17 protein-coding genes are annotated in these 20,989 nt (G+C 61.6%); 6 read left to right on the top strand and 11 right to left on the bottom strand.

Annotated features, from left to right (window positions below; all coding sequences use genetic code 11):
• Window positions 1-41: 41 nt before the first annotated feature.
• The gene (locus AD666_RS14975; RefSeq protein ID WP_172679636.1) at window positions 42-902 is read left to right on the top strand and encodes a MurR/RpiR family transcriptional regulator; all 861 of its coding nucleotides are present in this window, start codon (window positions 42-44) and stop codon (window positions 900-902) included.
• Between the two features lie 130 nt (window positions 903-1,032).
• Here the strand turns inward: AD666_RS14975 and AD666_RS14970 are convergent, their stop codons facing one another.
• The 11 genes from AD666_RS14970 to edd all read right to left on the bottom strand — a co-directional run bounded on the left by AD666_RS14970 (window position 1,033) and on the right by edd (window position 14,631).
• On the bottom strand, window positions 1,033-1,887 hold the full coding sequence (locus AD666_RS14970) for a D-hexose-6-phosphate mutarotase (RefSeq protein WP_053153160.1): 855 nt from the start codon (window positions 1,885-1,887) through the stop codon (window positions 1,033-1,035).
• A gap of 186 nt (window positions 1,888-2,073) precedes the next feature.
• A complete protein-coding gene (locus AD666_RS14965) occupies window positions 2,074-3,420 on the bottom strand; it encodes a carbohydrate porin (RefSeq protein ID WP_053153154.1) in 1,347 nt (448 codons plus the stop codon).
• 135 nt (window positions 3,421-3,555) lie between these two features.
• On the bottom strand, window positions 3,556-4,716 hold the full coding sequence (locus AD666_RS14960; RefSeq protein ID WP_053153151.1) for an ABC transporter ATP-binding protein: 1,161 nt from the start codon (window positions 4,714-4,716) through the stop codon (window positions 3,556-3,558).
• A gap of 2 nt (window positions 4,717-4,718) precedes the next feature.
• Window positions 4,719-5,564 carry a carbohydrate ABC transporter permease gene (locus AD666_RS14955; RefSeq protein ID WP_053153148.1) on the bottom strand — a complete coding sequence of 282 codons (846 nt, stop codon included), beginning with the start codon at window positions 5,562-5,564 and terminating at the stop codon, window positions 4,719-4,721.
• Window positions 5,557-6,465 carry a carbohydrate ABC transporter permease gene (locus AD666_RS14950; protein ID WP_053153146.1) on the bottom strand — a complete coding sequence of 303 codons (909 nt, stop codon included), beginning with the start codon at window positions 6,463-6,465 and terminating at the stop codon, window positions 5,557-5,559. The genes AD666_RS14955 and AD666_RS14950 overlap by 8 nt, the downstream gene beginning before the upstream one ends.
• 176 nt (window positions 6,466-6,641) lie before the next feature.
• Entirely contained in the window at window positions 6,642-7,928 is a 1,287-nt protein-coding gene (locus tag AD666_RS14945; RefSeq protein ID WP_053153266.1) for an ABC transporter substrate-binding protein, read from the bottom strand.
• 114 nt (window positions 7,929-8,042) lie between these two features.
• The gene (locus tag AD666_RS14940; RefSeq protein WP_053153145.1) at window positions 8,043-9,302 is read right to left on the bottom strand and encodes an AGE family epimerase/isomerase; all 1,260 of its coding nucleotides are present in this window, start codon (window positions 9,300-9,302) and stop codon (window positions 8,043-8,045) included.
• Between the two features lie 172 nt (window positions 9,303-9,474).
• A complete protein-coding gene (locus AD666_RS14935) occupies window positions 9,475-10,944 on the bottom strand; it encodes an ATP-binding protein (RefSeq protein WP_053153142.1) in 1,470 nt (489 codons plus the stop codon).
• A complete protein-coding gene (locus AD666_RS14930) occupies window positions 10,934-11,665 on the bottom strand; it encodes a response regulator (RefSeq protein WP_053153139.1) in 732 nt (243 codons plus the stop codon). Before AD666_RS14930 ends, AD666_RS14935 begins: the two co-directional genes overlap by 11 nt.
• Before the next feature lie 183 nt (window positions 11,666-11,848).
• Window positions 11,849-12,808 carry a glucokinase gene (locus AD666_RS14925; protein ID WP_053153136.1) on the bottom strand — a complete coding sequence of 320 codons (960 nt, stop codon included), beginning with the start codon at window positions 12,806-12,808 and terminating at the stop codon, window positions 11,849-11,851.
• Entirely contained in the window at window positions 12,805-14,631 is a 1,827-nt protein-coding gene (gene edd / locus AD666_RS14920) for a phosphogluconate dehydratase (RefSeq protein ID WP_053153133.1), read from the bottom strand. The genes AD666_RS14925 and edd overlap by 4 nt, the downstream gene beginning before the upstream one ends.
• 219 nt (window positions 14,632-14,850) lie before the next feature.
• On the opposite strand from edd, the gene gap reads away from it, so the two are divergent.
• The 5 genes from gap to AD666_RS14895 all read left to right on the top strand — a co-directional run bounded on the left by gap (window position 14,851) and on the right by AD666_RS14895 (window position 20,979).
• Window positions 14,851-15,852 (top strand): type I glyceraldehyde-3-phosphate dehydrogenase, encoded by a 1,002-nt coding sequence (gene gap, locus AD666_RS14915; protein WP_053153130.1) that lies wholly within the window; start codon window positions 14,851-14,853, stop codon window positions 15,850-15,852.
• A 201-nt stretch (window positions 15,853-16,053) separates the two neighbouring features.
• Window positions 16,054-16,572, top strand: a complete 519-nt coding sequence (locus AD666_RS14910) for an RNA polymerase sigma factor (protein ID WP_053153126.1) — start codon at window positions 16,054-16,056, stop codon at window positions 16,570-16,572.
• Between the two features lie 62 nt (window positions 16,573-16,634).
• On the top strand, window positions 16,635-17,597 hold the full coding sequence (locus tag AD666_RS14905; RefSeq protein WP_053153123.1) for a FecR domain-containing protein: 963 nt from the start codon (window positions 16,635-16,637) through the stop codon (window positions 17,595-17,597).
• A 119-nt stretch (window positions 17,598-17,716) separates the two neighbouring features.
• On the top strand, window positions 17,717-20,311 hold the full coding sequence (locus AD666_RS14900; protein WP_053153120.1) for a TonB-dependent receptor: 2,595 nt from the start codon (window positions 17,717-17,719) through the stop codon (window positions 20,309-20,311).
• Between the two features lie 89 nt (window positions 20,312-20,400).
• Window positions 20,401-20,979, top strand: a complete 579-nt coding sequence (locus AD666_RS14895) for a biliverdin-producing heme oxygenase (RefSeq protein ID WP_053153117.1) — start codon at window positions 20,401-20,403, stop codon at window positions 20,977-20,979.
• Window positions 20,980-20,989: the final 10 nt, after the last annotated feature.

Here is a 20,989-nt window from a genome sequence, read left to right as displayed (position 1 = left end):
TATCAAAGACCCGTCTTTCCTAGGAATCTTTTATGGACCGCGTGCGAAATCTCCTGGAGCAGATCCAGAGTCGCCTTGAAGACCTCAACAAGGCCGAGCGCAAGGTGGCCGAGGTGATCCTGCTCAACCCACAGCAGGCCACCCGCTTCAGCATTGCCGCCCTCGCCCAGGCCGCGTCGGTGAGCGAACCCACGGTAAACCGTTTCTGCCGCTCGTTCGGCGTCAGCGGTTACCCGGAACTTAAGCTGCAGCTGGCGCAAAGCCTGGCCAGTGGCGCGGCTTACGTCAGTCGTGCAGTAGAAGCCGACGACAATCCGCAAGCCTATACCCAGAAAATATTCGGCAGTGCCATTGCCTCGTTGGACAGCGCCTGCCAGGCACTCGATCCAAATTTGATCAGCCGTGCCGTGGACCTGTTGATCCAGGCCCGGCAGATCCACTTCTTCGGTCTCGGCGCCTCGGCCCCGGTGGCGCTGGACGCCCAGCACAAGTTTTTCCGCTTCAACCTGGCGGTGACCGCCCATGCCGACGTGCTGATGCAACGCATGATCGCGTCGGTAGCCCATACTGGCGAGCTGTTCGTGATCATTTCCTACACCGGTCGCACCCGTGAACTGGTGGAAGTGGCCCGCATTGCCCGGGAAAACGGCGCTTCGGTGCTGGGCCTGACCGCCGAAAATTCACCCTTGGCCAAGGCCAGCACCCTGAGCCTGAACATTCCGTTACCCGAAGACACCGATATCTACATGCCGATGACTTCGCGCATCATCCAGCTCACCGTGCTGGATGTACTCGCCACCGGCATGACCCTGCGCCGTGGCGTGGATTTCCAGCCGCATCTGCGCAAGATCAAGGAAAGCCTGAATGCGAGCCGGTATCCGGTGGGGGATGAGTTCAATTGATGCGGCTCAGGAGCTTTGGCGTCTGTTAATCCCTCTTCGCGAGCAAGCCCGCTCCCACAAGGGAATGCATTTCAAATGTGGGAGCGGGCTTGCTCGCGAAGAGAGCGGTAGCAACACTACAAATCCTGAATCAAGCCCCCACCCGCGCCTGCAAGCTCAAATGCGCCCGCTCCCCCGGCGCCAGGCATAGGCTGTCCGTGCCGCCACTGGCCGCCTCGACGCACACGAACTCATTGACTTCATCCCAACTCACCCCCAACAACGGCCGGGCACCGGGATGCCACACCACCGTGTCGGTACCGTCGCCTGTGTCGATGCACAATTGGCGCTGCCAGGCACGGTCCTTGAGCTGCAACTCCCCTTCGTGCTGGAACACACGCTGACAGCCGCCTTCGATCCGCAACTCGCCTTCCTGCCGACAAACCGCGCGGCTCAGATGGTCGTAACCCTGCGCGCCATCGAGCCCAGACAGCGCTACCTCACCGACGTCACCAATACGCCAATAAGCGTGCAACGCCTGGCTCAACTGACAGGGCAGGCTGTCCTGATGCTCGGTGCTCAAGCGCAATTCCATGCGCTCGCCCAGGTCTGCATGCAGGTCGACTTGCCAATCGCACAGCTGTAACTGCCAGTGCAGGTGCACGCCGTCATCGTCGCTGCGGCTGTCCATCAACTTCCAATCGATCAAGCGCGCCCAACCATGGGACGGCCAGGCGTTCTCGCTCGGATGGCGGCCATACCAGGGCCAGCACACTGGCACTCCGCCCCGTATCGCGCCGACTTGCGGCCATTTGGACGCGCACCACAGCCACGGCTTCTGGCCACGAGGCTGGAAATGCAACAACTGCGCACCCTGGCGACTGAACACCGCCTGGCACAGCGGATGATCGATCACCAGCACATCGCGCTGGCGATAGCGCTCCCACGCAAACACCGGGCGCTCGCGCAAGGATCTGAAAAAGCGTTGTAGCGGATGCTCATGCATGTGCCGCATTCCTGGAAATCATTGAACTCTCAACCGGACAACCGGGTGAAGCGCGTTGCGGTGGCGAGGGGATGTATCCCCTTGCCCCACAGGGTGCTGTTTCAGCCAAGTGCTTCACAAAAAAAAGCGGACAGCCTTGGCCGTCCGCAAATATGCGCACATAGAGAGGAGCTTATCGCAACAGCGTTAGAACACCGACTGAATTTTCAGGCCGGCCACCAGTGCGTTATCGACTTCATCGACACCGCCCGGGTGAGTGACGTATTGCAGGTTGGGACGAACGGTCAGCCAGTTGGTGACATGGAAGCCGTAGTTGATTTCATAGTTGTACTCGGTGTTGCGCAACGGCGAGAACAGCGGATCGTCGTAGTCCGTGACACCGTTGGCCACGTTGGTCAGCTCGGCGTTTTTCTTCACGTCATCGTTGACATGGATACGGGAGAAGCCGATGCCGACGTCATCTTTCGGACGTGCGTCGAACGGCCCCTTGTACACGAACATCAGCGACTGGTAGTTGTCGACGACGTTGGTGTCCTTGTCGTGGAAAGTCGCGTTGGCCGCGATGTTCAGGCCGCGGGAAGCATCGCCATTGTGGGTGGTGAGCTGCTGCTGCACCACGAGCCAGTAGCCATGCTTGCTGCTGTGGCTGCGATAGGCGAGACCGGTGGTCGCGGCATCGTTGCCGTTTTCGTCCTCGCGTACGTCATCGGCCTTGGCCGTGCTCTTGTAGTAACCCACGCGGTATTCGCCCGGCAGGTTATTGAGTTTAGGCGACCAGACCAACTCCACCGGAATCAGCGTACCTTCAGTGCCGCTGCCGCTGAGCTTGTAGCGGTTGTTGTTTTCCAGTTGCGAAGGGTTCTGGTTGTAGGCGCCGATCTGTGCATAAAGTTCAGGCGTGATGTTGTACTTGAACCGGATGGCCGCCTGCATGATTGGCCAGTTGTACCAGATGTTGGTCGCCCAGTTGCCTGCTTGCGAACCGCAGAACGCCAGGTTCTGAAACTCGCAAGGGAAGGTGTTGAAGTCTTCACCCACGCCGTAGTAACCGGCCTTGACGTCCAGTTTGCTGTCGAAGTACTTCTGCTTGATCCACAACTGGGTCAGACGGGTGGTTTGCCCACGACCCCAGACTTCCTGGGAAGAACTGAGGGTACCGGCACGTGGATCACCGATACGGTCGTTGGAAATGTTGCGACCGTCCCGGCGAGTGAATTGGATCTTGGCTTCCGTGTCGTCCCAACCTGCCAGCTTTTCAAGATCGAGCGCTACGCCCAGGCCAAACTGGCCCGACCAGCGCGCGGTCTTGTCGTCGTTGTAGCCGCCATGGAGATTGGCGCCCATTTCGCCGACGTAATCGGCCTTGATGTCGATACCTTGCTCAAGCAGCCGGGTCCGCTCGCCGCCCCAGTCACCCGTCATCCACTTCGAATTGGCGCTGAACGCTTCGTCAGCCTGTGCGCTACCCACCAGCATCATCGCCGCAACGGCTGACAACTGGCAGATAAGCTGGGCGTTGTTTTTCTTCTTCATCCCTACTTCCCTCGTCTTTATTGTTATTGACTGTTTTTATTTTTTCTAACGCGGTTTACAACGATTGCGGTGGACGGTTTCCCACCCACCGCATACTCCTGTGGGAGCAGGCTTGCTCGCTCCCGCATTGATCTCTCATCGACCCTTGAACTGCGCAACGTTCGCCGTGCGGGTATCGCCTTGTGGCTGAGCAGTTACCCCCAGGCGTTCACCGGTCTGCGCATCAAATAGTAATACTTTTTGAGGGTCAAACTGAAGCGTCATTGTTTCCCCGGCCTGTGGAGCCACGTCCGGAGCCAGGCGACAGCAAACCTTGGTGTCATTTAGACTGACAAATACCAGGGTATCGGGGCCGGTGGGCTCGGTGACCTGGACTTCGGCGCGAATGGTCGGCAGGCCATTCGGCTCGCTACCCGCCAGCGCGATCTGCTCCGGACGCAGGCCCAGGATCACTTCGCGATCCTCCAGACCGGCGTCCTGCATGCCCAGCGGCAGCTCGCAACGGGCCTGGCCGCTGTCGAGCAAAGCCAGCAGGCGACCGTCCTTGCGTTGCAGGCGCAACGGGATGAAGTTCATCGGCGGCGAACCGATGAAACTCGCCACGAACTGGTTGGCCGGGTTGTTGTAGATCTCCTTCGGCGTGCCGAACTGCTGGATGATCCCGTCCTTCATCACCGCCACCTTGTCGCCCAGGGTCATGGCTTCGATCTGGTCGTGGGTTACGTAGACCGTGGTGGTCTTGAGGCGCTGATGCATCAGTTTCATTTCAGTGCGCATCTCGACCCGCAGCTTGGCGTCGAGGTTGGAGAGCGGTTCGTCGAACAGGTAGATCTTCGGTCGCCGCGCCAGCGCACGGCCCATGGCCACGCGCTGTTGCTGGCCGCCGGAGAGCTGGCCGGGCTTGCGGTTGAGCAGGTGTTCGATCTGCAACAGCTTGGCGACCCGGGCCACTTCTTCGTCGATGGCCGACTGCGGCATCTTGCGGATCTTCAGGCCGAATTCGATGTTCTCGCGCACACTCATGGTCGGGTACAGCGCGTAGGACTGGAACACCATGGCGATGTCGCGATCCTTGGGACTCATGCCGCTGACATCCTGGTCACCGATCATGATCGCGCCGCCGGTAATGGTCTCCAGGCCGGCGATGCAGTTCATCAAGGTCGACTTGCCGCAACCCGAAGGGCCGACGAGGATCAGGAACTCACCGTCCTTGATGGACAGTTCGATGTTCTTCAGGGTGTCGGGCAGGCCGGCGCCGTAGGTCTTGTTTACATTGCGAAGTTCGAGCGTTGCCATGATTACCCCTTGACCGCGCCGGCCGTCAGCCCGCGCACGAAATACTTGCCTGCGACCACATAGACCAGCAGGGTCGGCAGCCCGGCGATCATCGCCGCCGCCATGTCCACGTTATATTCCTTGGCCCCGGTGCTGGTGTTGACCAGGTTGTTCAGCGCCACCGTGATGGGCTGCGAATCGCCGCTGGAGAACACCACGCCGAACAGGAAGTCGTTCCAGATCTGCGTGAACTGCCAGATCAGGCAGACCATGATGATCGGCGTCGACATCGGCAGGATGATCCTGCGGAAGATCGTGAAAAAGCCCGCACCGTCCAAGCGCGCCGCCTTCACCAGCGCATCGGGAATGCTGACGTAGTAGTTGCGGAAGAACAGCGTGGTGAACGCCAGGCCATACACCACGTGTACGATCACCAGGCCGGTGGTGGTGCTGGCCAGCCCCATCTTGCCGAGGGTGAACGAAGCCGGTAGCAGCACGGTCTGGAACGGCAGGAAGCAGCCGAACAGCAACAGGCCGAAGAACAGCTGCGAACCACGGAAACGCCACATCGACAGCACGTAGCCATTCAACGCACCGATGGCGGTGGAGATCAGCACCGCCGGAACGGTGATCATGATCGAGTTCCAGAAGTAACCGTTCACCGTGGCCCAGGCCTTGGCCCAGCCGATGCCACTGACCACGGTCGGCCAGCTGAGCAGGTTGCCGGTGCTGATGTCTTCCGGCGTCTTGAAGCTGGTCAGCAACATGACCACCAGCGGCACCAGGTAAAGCAGTACGGCGAGGATCAGCACTGCATGGATCGCGATGCGACTCAGGCTGATACCCGGTTTGGCGACGAGACTAGTCATGGCGCTTGGTCCTCAGCTCGGAATACAGGTAAGGCACGATGATCGCGAGGATCGCACCGAGCATCAGGATCGCACTGGCCGAGCCCATGCCCATCTGGCCACGACTGAAGGTGAACGAATACATGAACATGGCAGGCAGATCGGACGAGTAGCCGGGGCCACCGGCCGTCATCGCCGCCACCAGGTCGAAACTCTTGATTGCGATGTGCGCCAGGATCATCACGGCGCTGAAGAACACCGGACGCAGGCTCGGCAGCACCACTTTCCAGTAGATCGTGGGCATGCTCGCGCCATCGATCTGCGCTGCACGGATGATCGACTGGTCGACACCCCGCAAGCCGGCAAGGAACATCGCCATGATGAAGCCCGAGGCCTGCCACACGGCCGCGATCACCAGGCAATACACCACGCGGTCCGGGTCGATCAGCCAATCCAGGCGAAAGCCCTCCCAGCCCCAGTCACGCAGCAGCTTGTCCAGGCCCATACCTGGGTTGAGCAGCCACTTCCAGGCAGTACCGGTGACGATCATGGAGAGCGCCATCGGGTACAGGTAGATGGTGCGGATGAAACCTTCGCGGCGGATGCGCTGATCGAGCAATACCGCCAGCAACACGCCAATGACCAGTGTGATGCCGATGAACAGTCCGCCGAAAACGGCCAGGTTCTTGCTCGCCACCCACCAGCGGTCGTTATCGAACAGCCGCGCGTACTGCGCCAGGCCGACCCATTTGTAGGTCGGAAGAAAAGTCGAATTGGTGAACGACAGGAGAAACGTCCACAGGATGTAGCCGTAAAAGCCCACCAGGACGATGAACATGCTGGGTGCCAGCACCAGTTTTGGCAGCCAGCGTTGCAGTGCATCGAACGGCGAGGCTTTGCTGAACACAGCAACAGAACTCATGGGAAGATCCAGTACTTGAAAAACTACAGTGGCATCCCTTGTGGGAGCCGCTTGTGTGGGAGCCGAGCTTGCTCGCGATGAAGGCGCCTCAGTCTTTCGACGGACCGCGTTATGTTCATCGCGAGCAAGCTTTGCTCCCACAGGCCCGCTCCCACAGGGACAGCGTTGCTACCCGTTTACTTCGCCGACTGAACCGCCGCGCCAAGCTTCTTCGCAGCATCGGCCGGGTCGGCTTTCGGGTCGTTGATATAGTTGGTCACCACGTCAAAGAACGCGCCTTGTACAGCCAGCGTGGTCGCCATGTTGTGCGCCATGCTCGGTTGCAGGCCGCCGGTCTGGGCGTCCGCCAGGAAGTCCTTGGCCGCGGTCTGGGCACAGGAGTCGAAACCGTGCTTGGCCATGTCCTTGAGCATGTCGTTACGCACCGGGATCGAACCCTTGTTGATGCTGAAGACCTTCTGGAAGTTTTCACCCAGGACGACCTTGGCGATATCCTCCTGACCGGCCGAAGTGCCCTTGTCCTTCTGCTTGAACACCGCAAGGGAGTCGATGTTGTAAGTGAAGGCCTTGTCGGTGCCCGGGAAGGCTACGCATTCGTAATCCTTGCCGGCGACTTTCTTGGCAGCGGTCCACTCGCTCTTGGCCCAGTCGCCCATGATCTGCATGCCGGCCTTGCCGTTGATGACCTTGGCCGCTTCCAGGTTCCAGTCCTGGCCCTTGCCGTCCGCGTCCATGTAGGTCGCGACTTTCTTCAGCTGTGTCAGCGCCTCGATCATGTCAGCCCCAGTCAGAGCGTCCTTGTCCAACTCGACCAAGGCCTTCTGGTAGCCCTTGGGGCCCATGACCGACAGCACCACGGCTTCGAACACCGTGCTGTCCTGCCAAGGCTGGCCGCCATGGGCCAGGGGAATGAAGCCCGCTGCCTTGAGTTTGTCGCCGGCGGCGTAGAATTCCTGGAGGGTGGTCGGCGCTTTTTCGATGCCGGCCTTCTTGAAGACTTCAGGGTTGATCCACAGCCAGTTGACGCGGTGGATGTTCACCGGCACGGCGACGTAATCACCCTCGTACTTGACGGTGTCGGAGACTTTCTTGTCGAGCAGCGAATCCCACTTCTCTTGCTTGGCAACGTCCTTCAGGACGTCGCTGTCAAGCAGGCCTGTAGATGCCCACTCCTGAATGTCCGGACCTTTGATCTGGGCAACGCCTGGCGGGTTGCCGGCCACCGCGCGGCTTTTCAGCACGGTCATGGCCGTGGCGCCACCGCCACCTGCGACGGCACCGTCTTTCCAGGTGAAGCCGTCTTTCTCGACCTGGGCCTTCAGGACATCTACAGCCGCCTTCTCACCACCCGAGGTCCACCAATGCACCACTTCGACCGTCCCTTTCGAGTCGGCGGCAAAAGCACTGAGGGGGAACAACGAGGCAATGGAAACAGCAACGGCGAGGCGATTGATCGCGTTCATCTGAGTACCTTTCTTGTTGTTATGCATGCAAGTCTGATGCTTGCGCTGCATGGATTCTAATCAGGGGAAATCCCTTCGCAGGTAACGAAGGGATGCGTCTATGTCACGACACGGTTACACAGCGACCAGGCTGGAATATTCCGCCAGGGCCGACGCCATGCTGGGCGCCAGGGGCAGTCGCGGAATCAGTACCGCCTGCCAGGCGTGATACAGGTCCGGCTTCCCCGGCCAGATATCGGCGCTTGGGCGGTTCTGTGGATCGAGCTCGTGGTGCCAGCTGCCGTTGCAACGGTCGATGAAATGGCGCTCACAGAACTCCCAGAAGCATCGGTACCAGGTTTCGTATTGAGCTTCATCGGTCCGTTTGAGCAAGGCACTGGCAGCGGCGGCCGCTTCGGCATGCACCCAATGCAGCCGATGGCGGACCACGGCGCGATTATCCCAGTCCAGCGTGTAGACAATGCCGGGCGCACCATCGACCTCCCAGCCGTGGCGGCAGTTCCGTTCGAAGAGTTTTTGCGCGTCCTGGACCAGCCAACCCGGGGTCAGCATGCCGATCCGCACCCGCGCCGCTTCGAGGTGCAACAGCAGGCGCGCCCACTCGAAACCATGGCCGGGCGTGGTGCCGTAGGGCCGGAAGCCATCAGCGGGGTTGTCGTGGTTGTATTCGCGCAGCGGTTGCCAGTCGCGGTCGAAATGTTCCACCACCAGGTAGTCGTTGGCGGCGGCATGGCCATGGATCACCCGTTCGACGATACGCAGCGCACGGGCCAGCCAGCGGGGGTCATCAGTGGCATCGGCCAGAGCAAGAAAGGCCTCAGTGGCGTGCATGTTGCTGTTGGCGCCGCGATAGGCCTCTTCGTCACGCCAGTCACGGGAAAAGGATTCGCGCAGGGCGCCCTCCTCCTCGCTCCAGAAATGCTCGTCGATGACCCGCACGGCTTCGTCCATCAACGCTTGGGCGCCGGGACGCCGGGCCACCACGGCTGAACTGGCAGCCAGGGCGACGAACGCGTGGAGATAAGCGGCTTTGCCGGCGTTGTCCTCGGTGGGTTGCGCAGTGGCGAACCAACCGCCGTGCTCGGCGTCCCGCAGCGGGCCGCTGAGGGCCTCGATGCCGTGATCCACCAGCTCGGCGAAGCCTGGCAGGCCCTGGATGTGGGCCATGGCGAAGCTGTGGGTCATGCGTGCGGTGTTCATGGTTTCGGCCTGGGCCCCGGCCGGCAAACGGCCCAGTTCGTCAAGGTTGCCGAAGCCGACCGGCAGCCTCGACGCTCTGGCGAATGCCAGCAGCCGCAAGCCTTCGGCGGCGAGCCATTGCTGGTGGGCAGGAGCGTTCAGCCAACTGCTGAAAGCCGGTTGGAAGGTGTCCATCGGGAATACCTTTTTTGTTGTTTTGACGCAGGGAGTCTAAACAAGGGGTCGGTGCGGGCAGGTAACGAAAGGGGGGAGTTATGTCACCGTCTTGTGACATTTACCTGAGAAGAGTGGTGAGGCTACTGACGTCATCGCGAGCAGGCTCGCGATGAACGATAACGCGGCGTGATCAATCAGCACTGCGCGGCAACTGCAATGTCACTCGCAACCCCCCTTCGCGCAGATTCTGCAAGCTCACCTCGCCACCATGGCTATGGGCAATGTTGCGGGCGATGCCCAGGCCCAGACCATAGCCCTGCTGTTGCCCGGCCAGGCGGAAGTGTGGTTCAAAGACTTGTTCCAGGCGCTGCTCCGGTACACCCGGCCCCTCGTCGTCGACGTGCAGGATGAATGCGGTTTCATCGTCATCGATGTGCAGGTGGGCGTTCTGCCCGTATTTCAGCGCGTTGTCGATCAGGTTACCAATGCAGCGCTTGAGGGCCAGCGGCTTGCCGGGATACGGCGCCAGCGCCCGGCCATCCTGGGTGACGCGACCGTTGCCGTTGGGTGCCACGTAAGGTTCCACCAGGCAATCGAGCACATGGTTGAGGTCCACCGGTTCGATGTTCTCGTGGATATCGGTGTCCTTCACACACTGCAGCGCGCCCTTGACCAGCAGTTCCAGCTCGTCCAGGTCACGGCCGAACTTGGCTTGCAGGTTCTCGTCCTCCAGCAGTTCGACCCGCAGCCGCAGGCGCGTGATGGGTGTCCGCAAGTCGTGGGAAATGGCGCTGAACAATTGGCTGCGTTCGGTCAGGTAACGGCTGATGCGCTCGCGCATGGCATTGAAAGCCCGCCCCACCTCTACCACTTCGCTGCCGCCGCCCTCGGGCACCGGCTCCACTTCAGCGCCCAACGACATGTTCCGCGCCGCCCGGGCCAAGCGCTTGAGGGGCCGGCTCTGCCAATGCACCAGCAAGCCGATGAACAACAGCAACAGACTGCTGGTGAGCACGATAAAGCCGACCTGCTGCTTGGGCAGGTCTTGCTCTTCGAGACTGGTGTAGGGTTCGGGTAGCAGCGAAGCGATGTACAGCCATTCACCCGGCGCCATCTGAATTTGCGTGACCAGTACCGGCGGGTTCACCGGCTCAAGGGTCAGGGCGTAATGAGCCCATGAACGGGGCAACTCATCGAGCTTGAGTCCACCATTGAAGATCCGCAGGTCTTCGGGGCTGACAAACTTGACGGAAATATCGGCGTTATTGCCCAGGGAGCGTCGCAGCACCTCGTCCACCGCCTGGAGCACCGCCAGTTTACGCGGTGTAACGGGCAGGACATCCATGCCCAGGGGTTTGTCGTTGAGCGTGACGACAAACCGCGTTCCGCCCATGCTGCGCAACTGGTCCAGCACCAGCGGCCGGTACGCGACCGGCAGCGAACGCAAATAACTGACACTGGCGGTCATCGAATGAGCGAGGCTGCGGGCGCTGGTCACCAGGCCCTCAAGCTGAGTGGCGCGCAGTTGCGACACCCAGATCAGGCTGGACAAGGTCTGGGCGAACAACACCACCAACAGGGTCAGCAGCAGCATCCGTCCCAACAACGAACGGGGCACCGGCAGCCGTCGGGCGAGTTTCCGAAGCCAGTCAGTGACCATTGCTGGCAACCACATTGGCCGCCAATTGATAACCGCTGCCGCGCACCGTACGGATCAGCCGTGGCGGTTTGTCGGTATCGCGCAGACGCTGGCGCAGCCGACTGACCGCCATGTCGACGATCCGGTCCAGCGGCATCAACTCCCGGCCGCGGGTCGCGTTGCCGATGGTGTCGCGGTCGAGGATTTCCTGGGGGTGATCGAGGAACAACTTGAGCAGGGCAAAATCGGCACCGGAAAGGATCACCTCTTCCCCGTCAGCGTGAAACAGCCGATGGCTGACCATGTCCAGCCGCCACTCGTCGAAGGCCAACACTTCGCTGCCCCCACGCTCCTGTCCGAACTGGGCCCGCCGCAGCAAGGCCTTGATGCGCGCCTGGAGCTCCCGCGGGCTGAACGGCTTGCCCAGGTAGTCGTCGGCCCCCAGCTCCAGGCCGATGACACGGTCGGCTTCGTCGGAGCTGGCGGTGAGCATGATGATCGGCACATGGGCCTGGCGCGGGTGCTGGCGAACCCAACGGCACAGACTGAAACCGTCCTCGTCGGGCAGCATCACGTCGAGGATCACCAGGTCGCTCGGCGCTTCGTTCAGCGCCTGGCGAAACCCGGCTCCATCGGGGGTAGTCCGCACCTGGAATCCCGCACGGCTGAGGTAAGTGTCCAGCAGCTCGCGAATCTCCTGGTCGTCGTCGACCAACAAAATCGATTTGTTCACTGAACTCACGGGGCCTCATCCTTGTTGTTTGGGTTGGGGCGGATTATGCCTGATGAGCCGGATCTATAAACACCGCAACCCCTTGTGGGAGCGGGCTTGCTCGCGAAAGCGGCGTGTCAGTCGACGAAAATGTTGAATGAAACACCGCTTTCGCGAGCAAGCCCGCTCCCACAGGGGATTGCATTTCAAATCTTAAACTTGTGCGGACTGCTCCAAGGCCACCCCAGCCCCCATCAGGCCAGAGTACGGTGCGGTGACCAACCAGACCGGAATCCCCTTGAAGTAATCGCTCATGCAGCCCTTGTCGGCGAAGCAACGGGCGAAACCGCTTTCGAGAAAGAAATCGGCAAAGCGCGGAACCACGCCACCGACGATGTAGACACCGCCGCGTCCGCCCAACGTCAATACGTTGTTGCCAGCCACGCGCCCCAGCCAGCGGCAGAACTGCTCGAGCACTTCCAGGGCGATGGGGTCGCCGGCCAGGCCGGCCGCGGTAATGGATTCGGGGGTATCGAGTACCGGCACATGGCCGTCCACTGCGCAAATGGCCCGGTACACCCGAGGCAAACCGCTGCCGCTCAAGGCGGTTTCGGCGCTGACGTGGCCGATCTCGTTGTAGATGTGCTGCCACAGTTGGGTTTCCCGCGGGCTGCTCAGGGGCAGGTCGACGTGGCCGCCCTCCCCCGGCAACGCGGCGAAACGGCCCTCACCCAGGTCCAGCAGCGTGCCGACGCCCAGCCCGGTGCCCGGCCCGATCACCACCGCCGGACGCATCGGTTCCGGGGTGCCTTCGCACACGACCCGATATTCGTCGGGACGCAAACGGGTCATGCCCAGGGCCATGGCCGAGAAATCGTTGACCAGCAACAGCTTCTCCACCTGCAGGGTCCGGCAGAACGCCAGGTTACTCAGGCGCCAGTGATTGTTGGTAAAACGAAACTCATCGCCGCTCACGGGACCGGCCACCGACAGGCACACCGAACCGATGGCGCCCGGCTTCAGGCCCAGGCCGCTCAGGTACACCTGGATCGCATCTTCCGGGCAGGCGTAATCCGCCGTCGCCAGCACCTGGATGTTTTCCAGGGTGTCGTTTTTCCACAGCGCAAAGCGTGCGTTGGTCCCACCGATGTCACCGACCAAAGCCAGTTTCAATTAAGCGTCTCCAGGGCAGAAGTGAAGGCGCTGGCGCCCTGCTCTGCCGAGCTGAACGCCATGCGCATGAAGCCGAACAGCTCGCGACCGGTGCCGATGTTGTTGCCCAACAGGCCCTTGGCAGGTTCGCGTGCGGCGAATTCCTCGGCGTCCACCTTCAGTTCCAGGGTGCCTTTGACGCCATCGACGCGGATGATATCCCCCTCCTGCACCCGAGCCAACGCGCCACCGACATAGGCTTCGGGGCTGACGTGGATCGCCGCCGGGATCTTCCCCGATGCGCCGGACATCCGCCCGTCGGTTACCAGCGCCACCTTGAACCCACGATCCTGCAGCACACCCAGGAACGGCGTCATCTTGTGCAGTTCCGGCATGCCATTGGAGCGCGGGCCCTGGAAGCGCATGACCGCGACAAAATCCTTCTCCAGCAACCCGGCCTTGAACGCATCCGCCAGGTCCTGCTGATCCTGGAACACCATGGCCGGCGCTTCGACGATCTGGTTTTCCAGGGCCACCGCCGAAACTTTCATCACGCCGCGCCCCAGGTTGCCTTCCATCACGCGCAGGCCGCCTTCGGGAGAGAACGCCCGAGCCACCGGACGCAGGATATTTTCATCGAGGCTTTCGATCGGACCATCGCGCCACACCAGCTTGCCATCCTCCAGGAACGGCTCCTGGGTATAGCGGCTCAGGCCGCGGCCGAGCACGGTGTTGACATCCTCGTGGAGCAGACCGGCTTCCAGCAGTTCGCGGATCAGGAACGACATGCCCCCCGCCGCCTGGAAATGGTTGATGTCGGCCTTGCCGTTCGGGTAGACGTGGCTGAGGGTCGGCACCACCTCGGAGAGGTCGGCCATGTCCTGCCAGGTCAGCTGGATGCCCGCCGCCATGGCGATGGCCGGCATGTGCAGGGTGTGGTTGGTGGAACCGCCGGTGGCGTGCAGCGCAACGATGGAATTGACCAGCGCCCGCTCGTCGACGATTTCGCCGATGGGCATGAAGTTACCGCTTTGCTTGGTCAGACGCGTGACCTGGAACGCCGCTTCGCGGGTCAGCGCATCGCGCAACGGCGTGTTCGGGTTGACGAACGAAGCGCCCGGCAAATGCAGGCCCATCACTTCCATCAGCAACTGGTTGGTGTTGGCGGTGCCGTAGAAGGTACAGGTGCCGGGGCTGTGGTAAGACTTCATCTCCGATTCCAGCAGCTCCTCGCGGGTGGCCTTGCCTTCGGCGTAGCGCTGGCGCACGTCGGCTTTTTCCTTGTTGGAAATGCCCGAAACCATCGGCCCGCCGGGCACGAAAATCGTCGGCAAGTGGCCGAAGCGCAGCGCGCCCATCATCAGGCCCGGCACGATCTTGTCGCAGATGCCCAGCATCAGCGCGCCGTCGAACATGTTGTGGGACAACGCCACCGCCGTGGACAGGGCAATCACTTCGCGGCTCGGCAGACTCAGTTCCATCCCGGCCTCGCCCTGGGTCACGCCATCGCACATCGCCGGCGTGCCGCCGGCGAACTGGCCGACCGAGCCGATCTCGCGCAGGGCTTTCTTGATCTGTTCCGGGAAGGTTTCGTAGGGCTGATGGGCCGACAGCATGTCGTTGTAGGAAGACACGATGGCGATGTTGGCGGCGTTCATCATCCGCAAGTGGTGCTTGTCTTCACTGCCGCAACCGGCCACACCGTGGGCGAAGTTGGCGCACTGCAACTTGCCGCGCATCGGCCCGTCGCTGGCTGCACCGCGAATCAATGCAAGGTAGGCCTCGCGCGTGGCGCGGCTGCGGGCGATAAGCCGTTCGGTGACCTCAAGTACGCGGGGATGCATGTGTAGAACTCCAGGCTAACGGGTGTGGCGACCTGATTGTCTATGCTGGTCAAAACCCCTCGGCGCGTTGGGCGACGGACGGTTTGATGACCACTCGGACCAGTTGATTCAGGTCACTCGTTGTAGATAAAACAAAATATTGCCATCAAAAAGGCTTGTTTTCTATTTTTATGCGAATAATCTTGTAATTCCAACAACAAATCGACGGCGGCGCAGTTAATGACTCTTCGAATCGCAATCAATGGTTTTGGCCGCATCGGCCGCAACGTCCTCCGTGCACTGTATACCCAAGGCTACCGCCGCGACTTGCAGATCGTCGCGATCAACGACCTGGGCGACAGTGCAATCAATGCTCACCTGCTCAAGTACGACACCGTTCACGGCACATTCGATGCCGATGTACAGCACGATCATGAAAGCCTGACGGTCAATGGCGACCGCATTTCGGTCAGCGCCATCCGCAACCCGGCCGAACTGCCCTGGGCCGCCGAGAAGATCGACGTGGTGTTCGAATGCACCGGCCTGTTCACCGACCGCGCCAAGGCCGCCGCGCACATCAGCGCCGGCGCCCGCAAGGTGATCATCTCGGCCCCGGCCAAGGGCGCCGACGCCACCGTGGTGTATGGCGTTAACCACGACATCCTGCGCCAGTCCCACCAGATCATTTCCAACGCGTCGTGCACTACCAACTGCCTGGCCCCGGTGGCCCAGGTGCTGCACCGCGAGCTGGGCATCGAAAGCGGCCTGATGACCACCATCCATGCCTACACCAACGACCAGAACCTGACCGACGTCTACCACAGCGACCCGTACCGCGCCCGTTCGGCCACCCAGAACATGATCCCGAGCAAGACCGGCGCCGCCGAAGCGGTGGGCCTGGTGCTGCCGGAACTGGCAGGCAAGCTGACCGGCATGGCCGTGCGCGTGCCAGTGATCAACGTGTCCCTGGTGGACCTGACCGTGCAGCTCAAGCGCGACACCTCGGCCGACGAAGTCAACGCCCTGCTGCGTCAGGCCAGTCAACATTCCAAGATCCTCGGCTACAACACCCTGCCGCTGGTTTCCAGTGACTTCAACCACAACCCGCTGTCATCGATCTTCGACGCCAACCACACCAAGGTCAGCGGCAAGCTGCTCAAGGTACTGGCCTGGTACGACAACGAGTGGGGCTTCTCCAACCGCATGCTGGATAACTGCCTGGCGTTGTGTAACGCCGAGTAAACCACGAACACGACTGAGCCGTTCTGTGGGAGCGGGCTTGCTCGCGAAGAGGGTGGGCCAGGCAACATGGGTGTTGAATGTGAAATCGCTTTCGCGAGCAGCCCGCTCCCACAGGATTCGGGAGCGGCCCTTGATTCGAGGCTTGACCATTTGCCTAGATGATAAGCATTATCATCTAGGCAAACCGAATCGGGCCCTACCGTGAGTCAATCGCACTTTCACCATGTCTTCCTCGCCCAGCGCATACCGCTGCTGCGCACCCTGGAGCGAATGGTCAACAACCCCAGCACTGCCGAAGACCTGCTTCAGGAAACGTACCTGCGGGTCACCCGTGCGTTGAACGAACGTACGGTCGATCACCTCGAACCCTTCGTCTTCCAGACCGCGCGCAACCTGGCGCTGGATCATTTGCGCGCCCGGCGCATCCAGTCCCGGACGCTGCTGGAAGATGTGCCGGTGGAGGTCGTGAACAATGTGGTCGCCCCTCAGGGCAGCGCCGAAGATGCCGCTCACGCCGGGCAGATGCTCGAACGGCTCAACGCCAGTCTGCAAGCGCTGAGTCCGCGCCAGCAGCAGATCTTCATTCTCAACCGCCTGCAGGGTTACGGTTACCAGGACATCGCCGAACGGTTGGGTGTGTCACTGAGCACCGTGCAAAAGGAACTGAAGCTGATCATGGCGATCTGTATCGGCGTGGCCGAGCGTCACGCCGATAGCTAGCTGCAAGCCACAAGCCCCAAGCGGTAAACTGCGCCACTTGCCGCCCACGACGAGGTCTTACCGTGACAGACTCTCACCGCGCCGCTGAGCCGACGACGCGCCCGGACACCGCCCATGCCATGGAGCAGGCGCTGGACTGGCTGATCCTGTTGGAGAACCCCAGCCAGGAGCAGACACGGCAATTCCAGGACTGGTTGGCGGCCGATCCGCGCCATGGCGAAGCGTTTGTCAGGGCACAGACCATCTGGGACGGCCCGCAGGTACTGGAAAGTGCGCGCCAGTTGCAGGCCCGGCCAAGGGTCACCGCGCTGTCACGTTTGCGTAGCCACTGGAAACCGCTGGCCACAGCGGCCGTGCTGTTCCTGGGCCTGTTCAATTTCAGCGACCTGCCCCTGCGCTTCCAGGCCGATCACCTGACCGTGGTCGGCGAGCGCCAGCGCCTGCAACTGGAGGATGGTTCCAAAGTTCTGCTCAACACCGACTCAGCCTTCTCCAGTACTTTCAACGGACAACGGCACATGGCCCGGCTGTACAAGGGCGAAGCGTTCTTCGAGGTACCGGGCAATCACAGCCTGCCCCTGGAAATCGAAGCCGGCCCGGTCATCGCCAGCGTCAGCGACACTGCATTCGCGATGCGCTATCTCGACGGCGTCACCCAAGTCCAGGTGCAGCGCGGCGATGTGGAATTGCGGGCCAACCGCAACGACACCCATGTACGACTCTCGGCCGGGCAAAGCATCCGCATCGGCCCCAACGGCTTCGATCGCCCGGCTAGGCTCGATGCCGGCACCGATCTGGCGTGGGTCCAGGGACGGCTGGTATTCGAAAATCGACCGCTGGACCAGGTATTGGCCGAACTGCAGCGCTACTATCCCGGCTGGATCATCAATCGCAACGAGCAGTTGGCCCATATCACGGTGACCGGCAATTACCGCCTCGACCAACCGCTGGACGTGGTGCGCTCGCTGGCCCACATCACCTCGGCACGGGTCCAGGAATTCCCAGCCCTGGTCATCCTGAACTGAATGAGCATTATTTTTACTCGATAGCGTGAGCTGGTTCGTCTCGTTATAGCCAATGCAATTGATTCGCATCTACAGATGCCGATCTGCACCTATAACAGATGCGACACGGAGCGCTATCGATGTCCTCTCGCCTTACTTGCCGGTTCCTCGCCCCTACCCGCACGTTGTCATTGCTGACCGCCGCCATCCTGATGGCCGGCAGCGTCCCGGCCGCCCTGGCCGCCACCGCCGCGCAATCGTCGACGCACAACATGGGCGACTACACCTTCACCATCGCCCAGCAACCGCTCGTTTCGGCCCTGAATGCCTTTACCGCGGTCACGGGTTGGCAGGTGGGTCTGTCGGCCGAACTGGCCGAAGGCGTCGCCTCGCCCGGCGTGAACGGTTCGCTATCGCCGGAAAAGGCTCTGGAGCGCCTGTTGGTGGGGACCAACCTCGGCTATCGCAAACTGAGCAGCAACAACGTTGTCCTGGTAAAGAACGACACCGGCAGCGTGCTGAACCTGGAGCAGGTGACCATCAGCGCCACCCGCCAGGAACAAGCCATCACCCGCGTACCCAGCACCGTCACGGTCCATGATCGCCAGGCGCTGGACCGTCACAACGTCAACACCATCAAGGATCTGGTGCGTTACGAACCCGGTGTCTCAGTGGGGGGTGCCGGCCAGCGCGGCGGTATCAGCGGCTATAACATCCGCGGCATCGACGGTAACCGGATCCTGACTCAGGTCGACGGCGTGGAAATCCCCGACAGCTTCTTCAACGGCCCCTACGCCAAGACCCAGCGCAACTATGTCGACCCGGAAATCGTCAAGCGCGTGGAGATCCTGCGCGGCCCGGCCTCAGTGCTGTACGGCAGCAATGCCATCGGCGGTGCCGTCAGTTACTTCACCCTGGACCCGGACGACATCATCAAGCCGGGCAACGACGTCGGCGCCCGGCTGAAAACCGGCTACAGCTCCGCCGACGAGAGCTGGCTCAAGTCCGCCACCGTCGCCGGCCGCAGCGGTGCATTCGATGGCCTGCTGCACTACAGCCAGCGCGACGGTCATGAAACCGAATCCTACGGCAGCCACAACGGCACCGGCCTGGAGCGCACCGCGGCCAACCCGGAAGACGTACGCGCCAACAATGTACTGGCCAAACTGGGCTGGAATTACAACGAAGATTCGCGCCTGGGGCTGGTCTACGAGAAGTACAAGGACGACCGCGACAGCGATCTGAAAAGCGCCTATGGCGGCCCCTATGCCAACGGCCAGCCGGCCATTCCCCCTTTCGTGCTGCCTGGTGGCATGTACCAGTGGCGCACCGGCAACGACACCATCAGTCGCGAGCGCTTCGGCCTGGAACACAGTTTCGCCCTCGACAGCCTGCTGGCCGACCGCGTGAAATGGAGCCTGAACCACCAGATCGCCAAGACCGACCAGAGCACCGCCGAGTTCTATTTCCCCATCACCCGCCAGGTGTTGCGCACCCGGAATACCCTCTATGAAGAAAAACAGTGGATCTTCGACGCGCAGTTGGAAAAAGCCTTCAGCATCGCCCAGACCGACCACGCGCTGACCTATGGCACCACCCTCAAGCAGCAGAAAGTCACTGGCTCGCGCAGCGGCAATGGCGTCTGCCTGGCGGTCGGCGTGGGCTGTCCGACTGTAGGAGCCATCAGCACCCGCGACGTGCTGGCAAAAGCCAGCGACTTCCCGGACCCGACCATCAATACCTATAGCCTGTTCGCCCAGGACCAGATCAGTTGGGAGAAGTGGACCTTCACCCCGGGCCTGCGCTACGACCACACCCGCCTCAAGCCGCACCTCACCGAGGCATTCCTCAGCACCGTTGACCCCACCGGTGGCGGCGAAGTCAGTGACAGCAACAAGACCTGGCATCGCGTCTCGCCCAAGTTCGGCCTGACCTACGCCTTCACCGACCAGTACACCTGGTACGGCCAGTACGCCGAAGGGTTCCGCACACCGACCGCCAAGGCCCTGTACGGGCGCTTCGACAACCCCGACGCCGGCTACAGCGTGGAACCCAACCCCGACCTGGAGCCGGAAAAAAGCAAAAGCTACGAGACCGGCCTGCGGGGGCGTTTCGACGCCGGCTCGTTCGACGTAGCCGTCTTCTACAACAAGTACCGCGACTTCATCAACGAAGATGCAATCACCCCGGGGGCCAATCAGTTGACCTTCCAGAGCAACAACATCAAGCACGCCACCATCAAGGGCGCCGAGGTCAAGGGACGCTTGAATCTGGACGTGTTCGGCGCGCCGCAGGGCCTGTATACCCAGGGTTCGGTGGCCTATGCCTACGGTCGCAACAACGACACCGGCCAACCGATCAACAGCGTCAACCCGCTGACCGGCGTGTTCGGCCTGGGTTATGACCAGGACGATTACGGCACCCTGCTCAGCTGGACCCTGGTCCGGAAAAAGAACCGCGTCGACGACAGCAACTTCAACTCCCCCGATGGCGTCAGCAGCCAGTTCAAGACACCGGGCTTCGGCATCCTCGACCTGACCGGGTTTTACAAAGTGACCGACGACGTCACGCTCAGTGGCGGGCTCTACAACCTGACCGACAAGAAATACTGGCTGTGGGACAACGTGCGCGGCTACGACAGCGTCGGCGAAGCAGCGGTGCTGAACCCCGCCAACCTCGATCGCCTGACCGCGCCGGGGCGCAATTTCGCGGTGAATCTGATCTGGGACATCTGACCCGGTCACTCCGCCAGACGAATCCTTTGCAGGCGAACGCTTGCGCCTGCAAAGGAACCGAGTACCTGCTTTCATTCAAAGGAATATTCATGAGTCCCCAACGTTCCCAACGCCTGAACCAGATCACCCACGAACCGCACAGCAAGCTCGACGCCCTGGTCAAGGCCCACGCGCCGTTCGAAACGCCGGCCAGCTTCGCTCGCTTCGTCGTCGCCCAGTACCTGTTCCAGTCGGAACTGATGGATCTGTACAACGACCCGGAGCTGTCCGCCCTGATTCCCGACCTGCCGGCCCGCTGCCGTGCCGAAGCGGCCAAGGCCGATCTGGCGGACCTTGACACTGAAGTGCCGGCGGCAGTGGCCGGCGCCGTGAAAAACCCGACCCAGGCCGAGGCCCTGGGCTGGTTGTTCGTGTCCGAGGGTTCCAAGCTTGGCGCTGCGTTCCTGATCAAACGCGCCGTGGCCCTGGGCATGAGCGAAACCTTCGGCGCCCGTCACCTCGCCGAACCGCCGGGCGGTCGCGCCGAAGGCTGGAAAACCTTCACCCGGATTCTCGACGGGCTGGCATTGACCGAACAGCAGGAAGCCGAGGCGGACAAAGGTGCGCTGGATGCCTTCAACCGGTTTACCGTGTTGCTGGAGCGGGCTTACACAACTGAACTGGCCTGAACGGTTACCA

Source organism: Pseudomonas sp. Pf153, from assembly GCF_001269775.1.
GTDB classification, from domain to species: Bacteria; Pseudomonadota; Gammaproteobacteria; order Pseudomonadales; family Pseudomonadaceae; genus Aquipseudomonas; species Aquipseudomonas uvaldensis.
The sequence above is the reverse complement of the archived record's forward strand: the minus strand, read 5'-3'. Positions and strand labels throughout refer to the sequence as shown.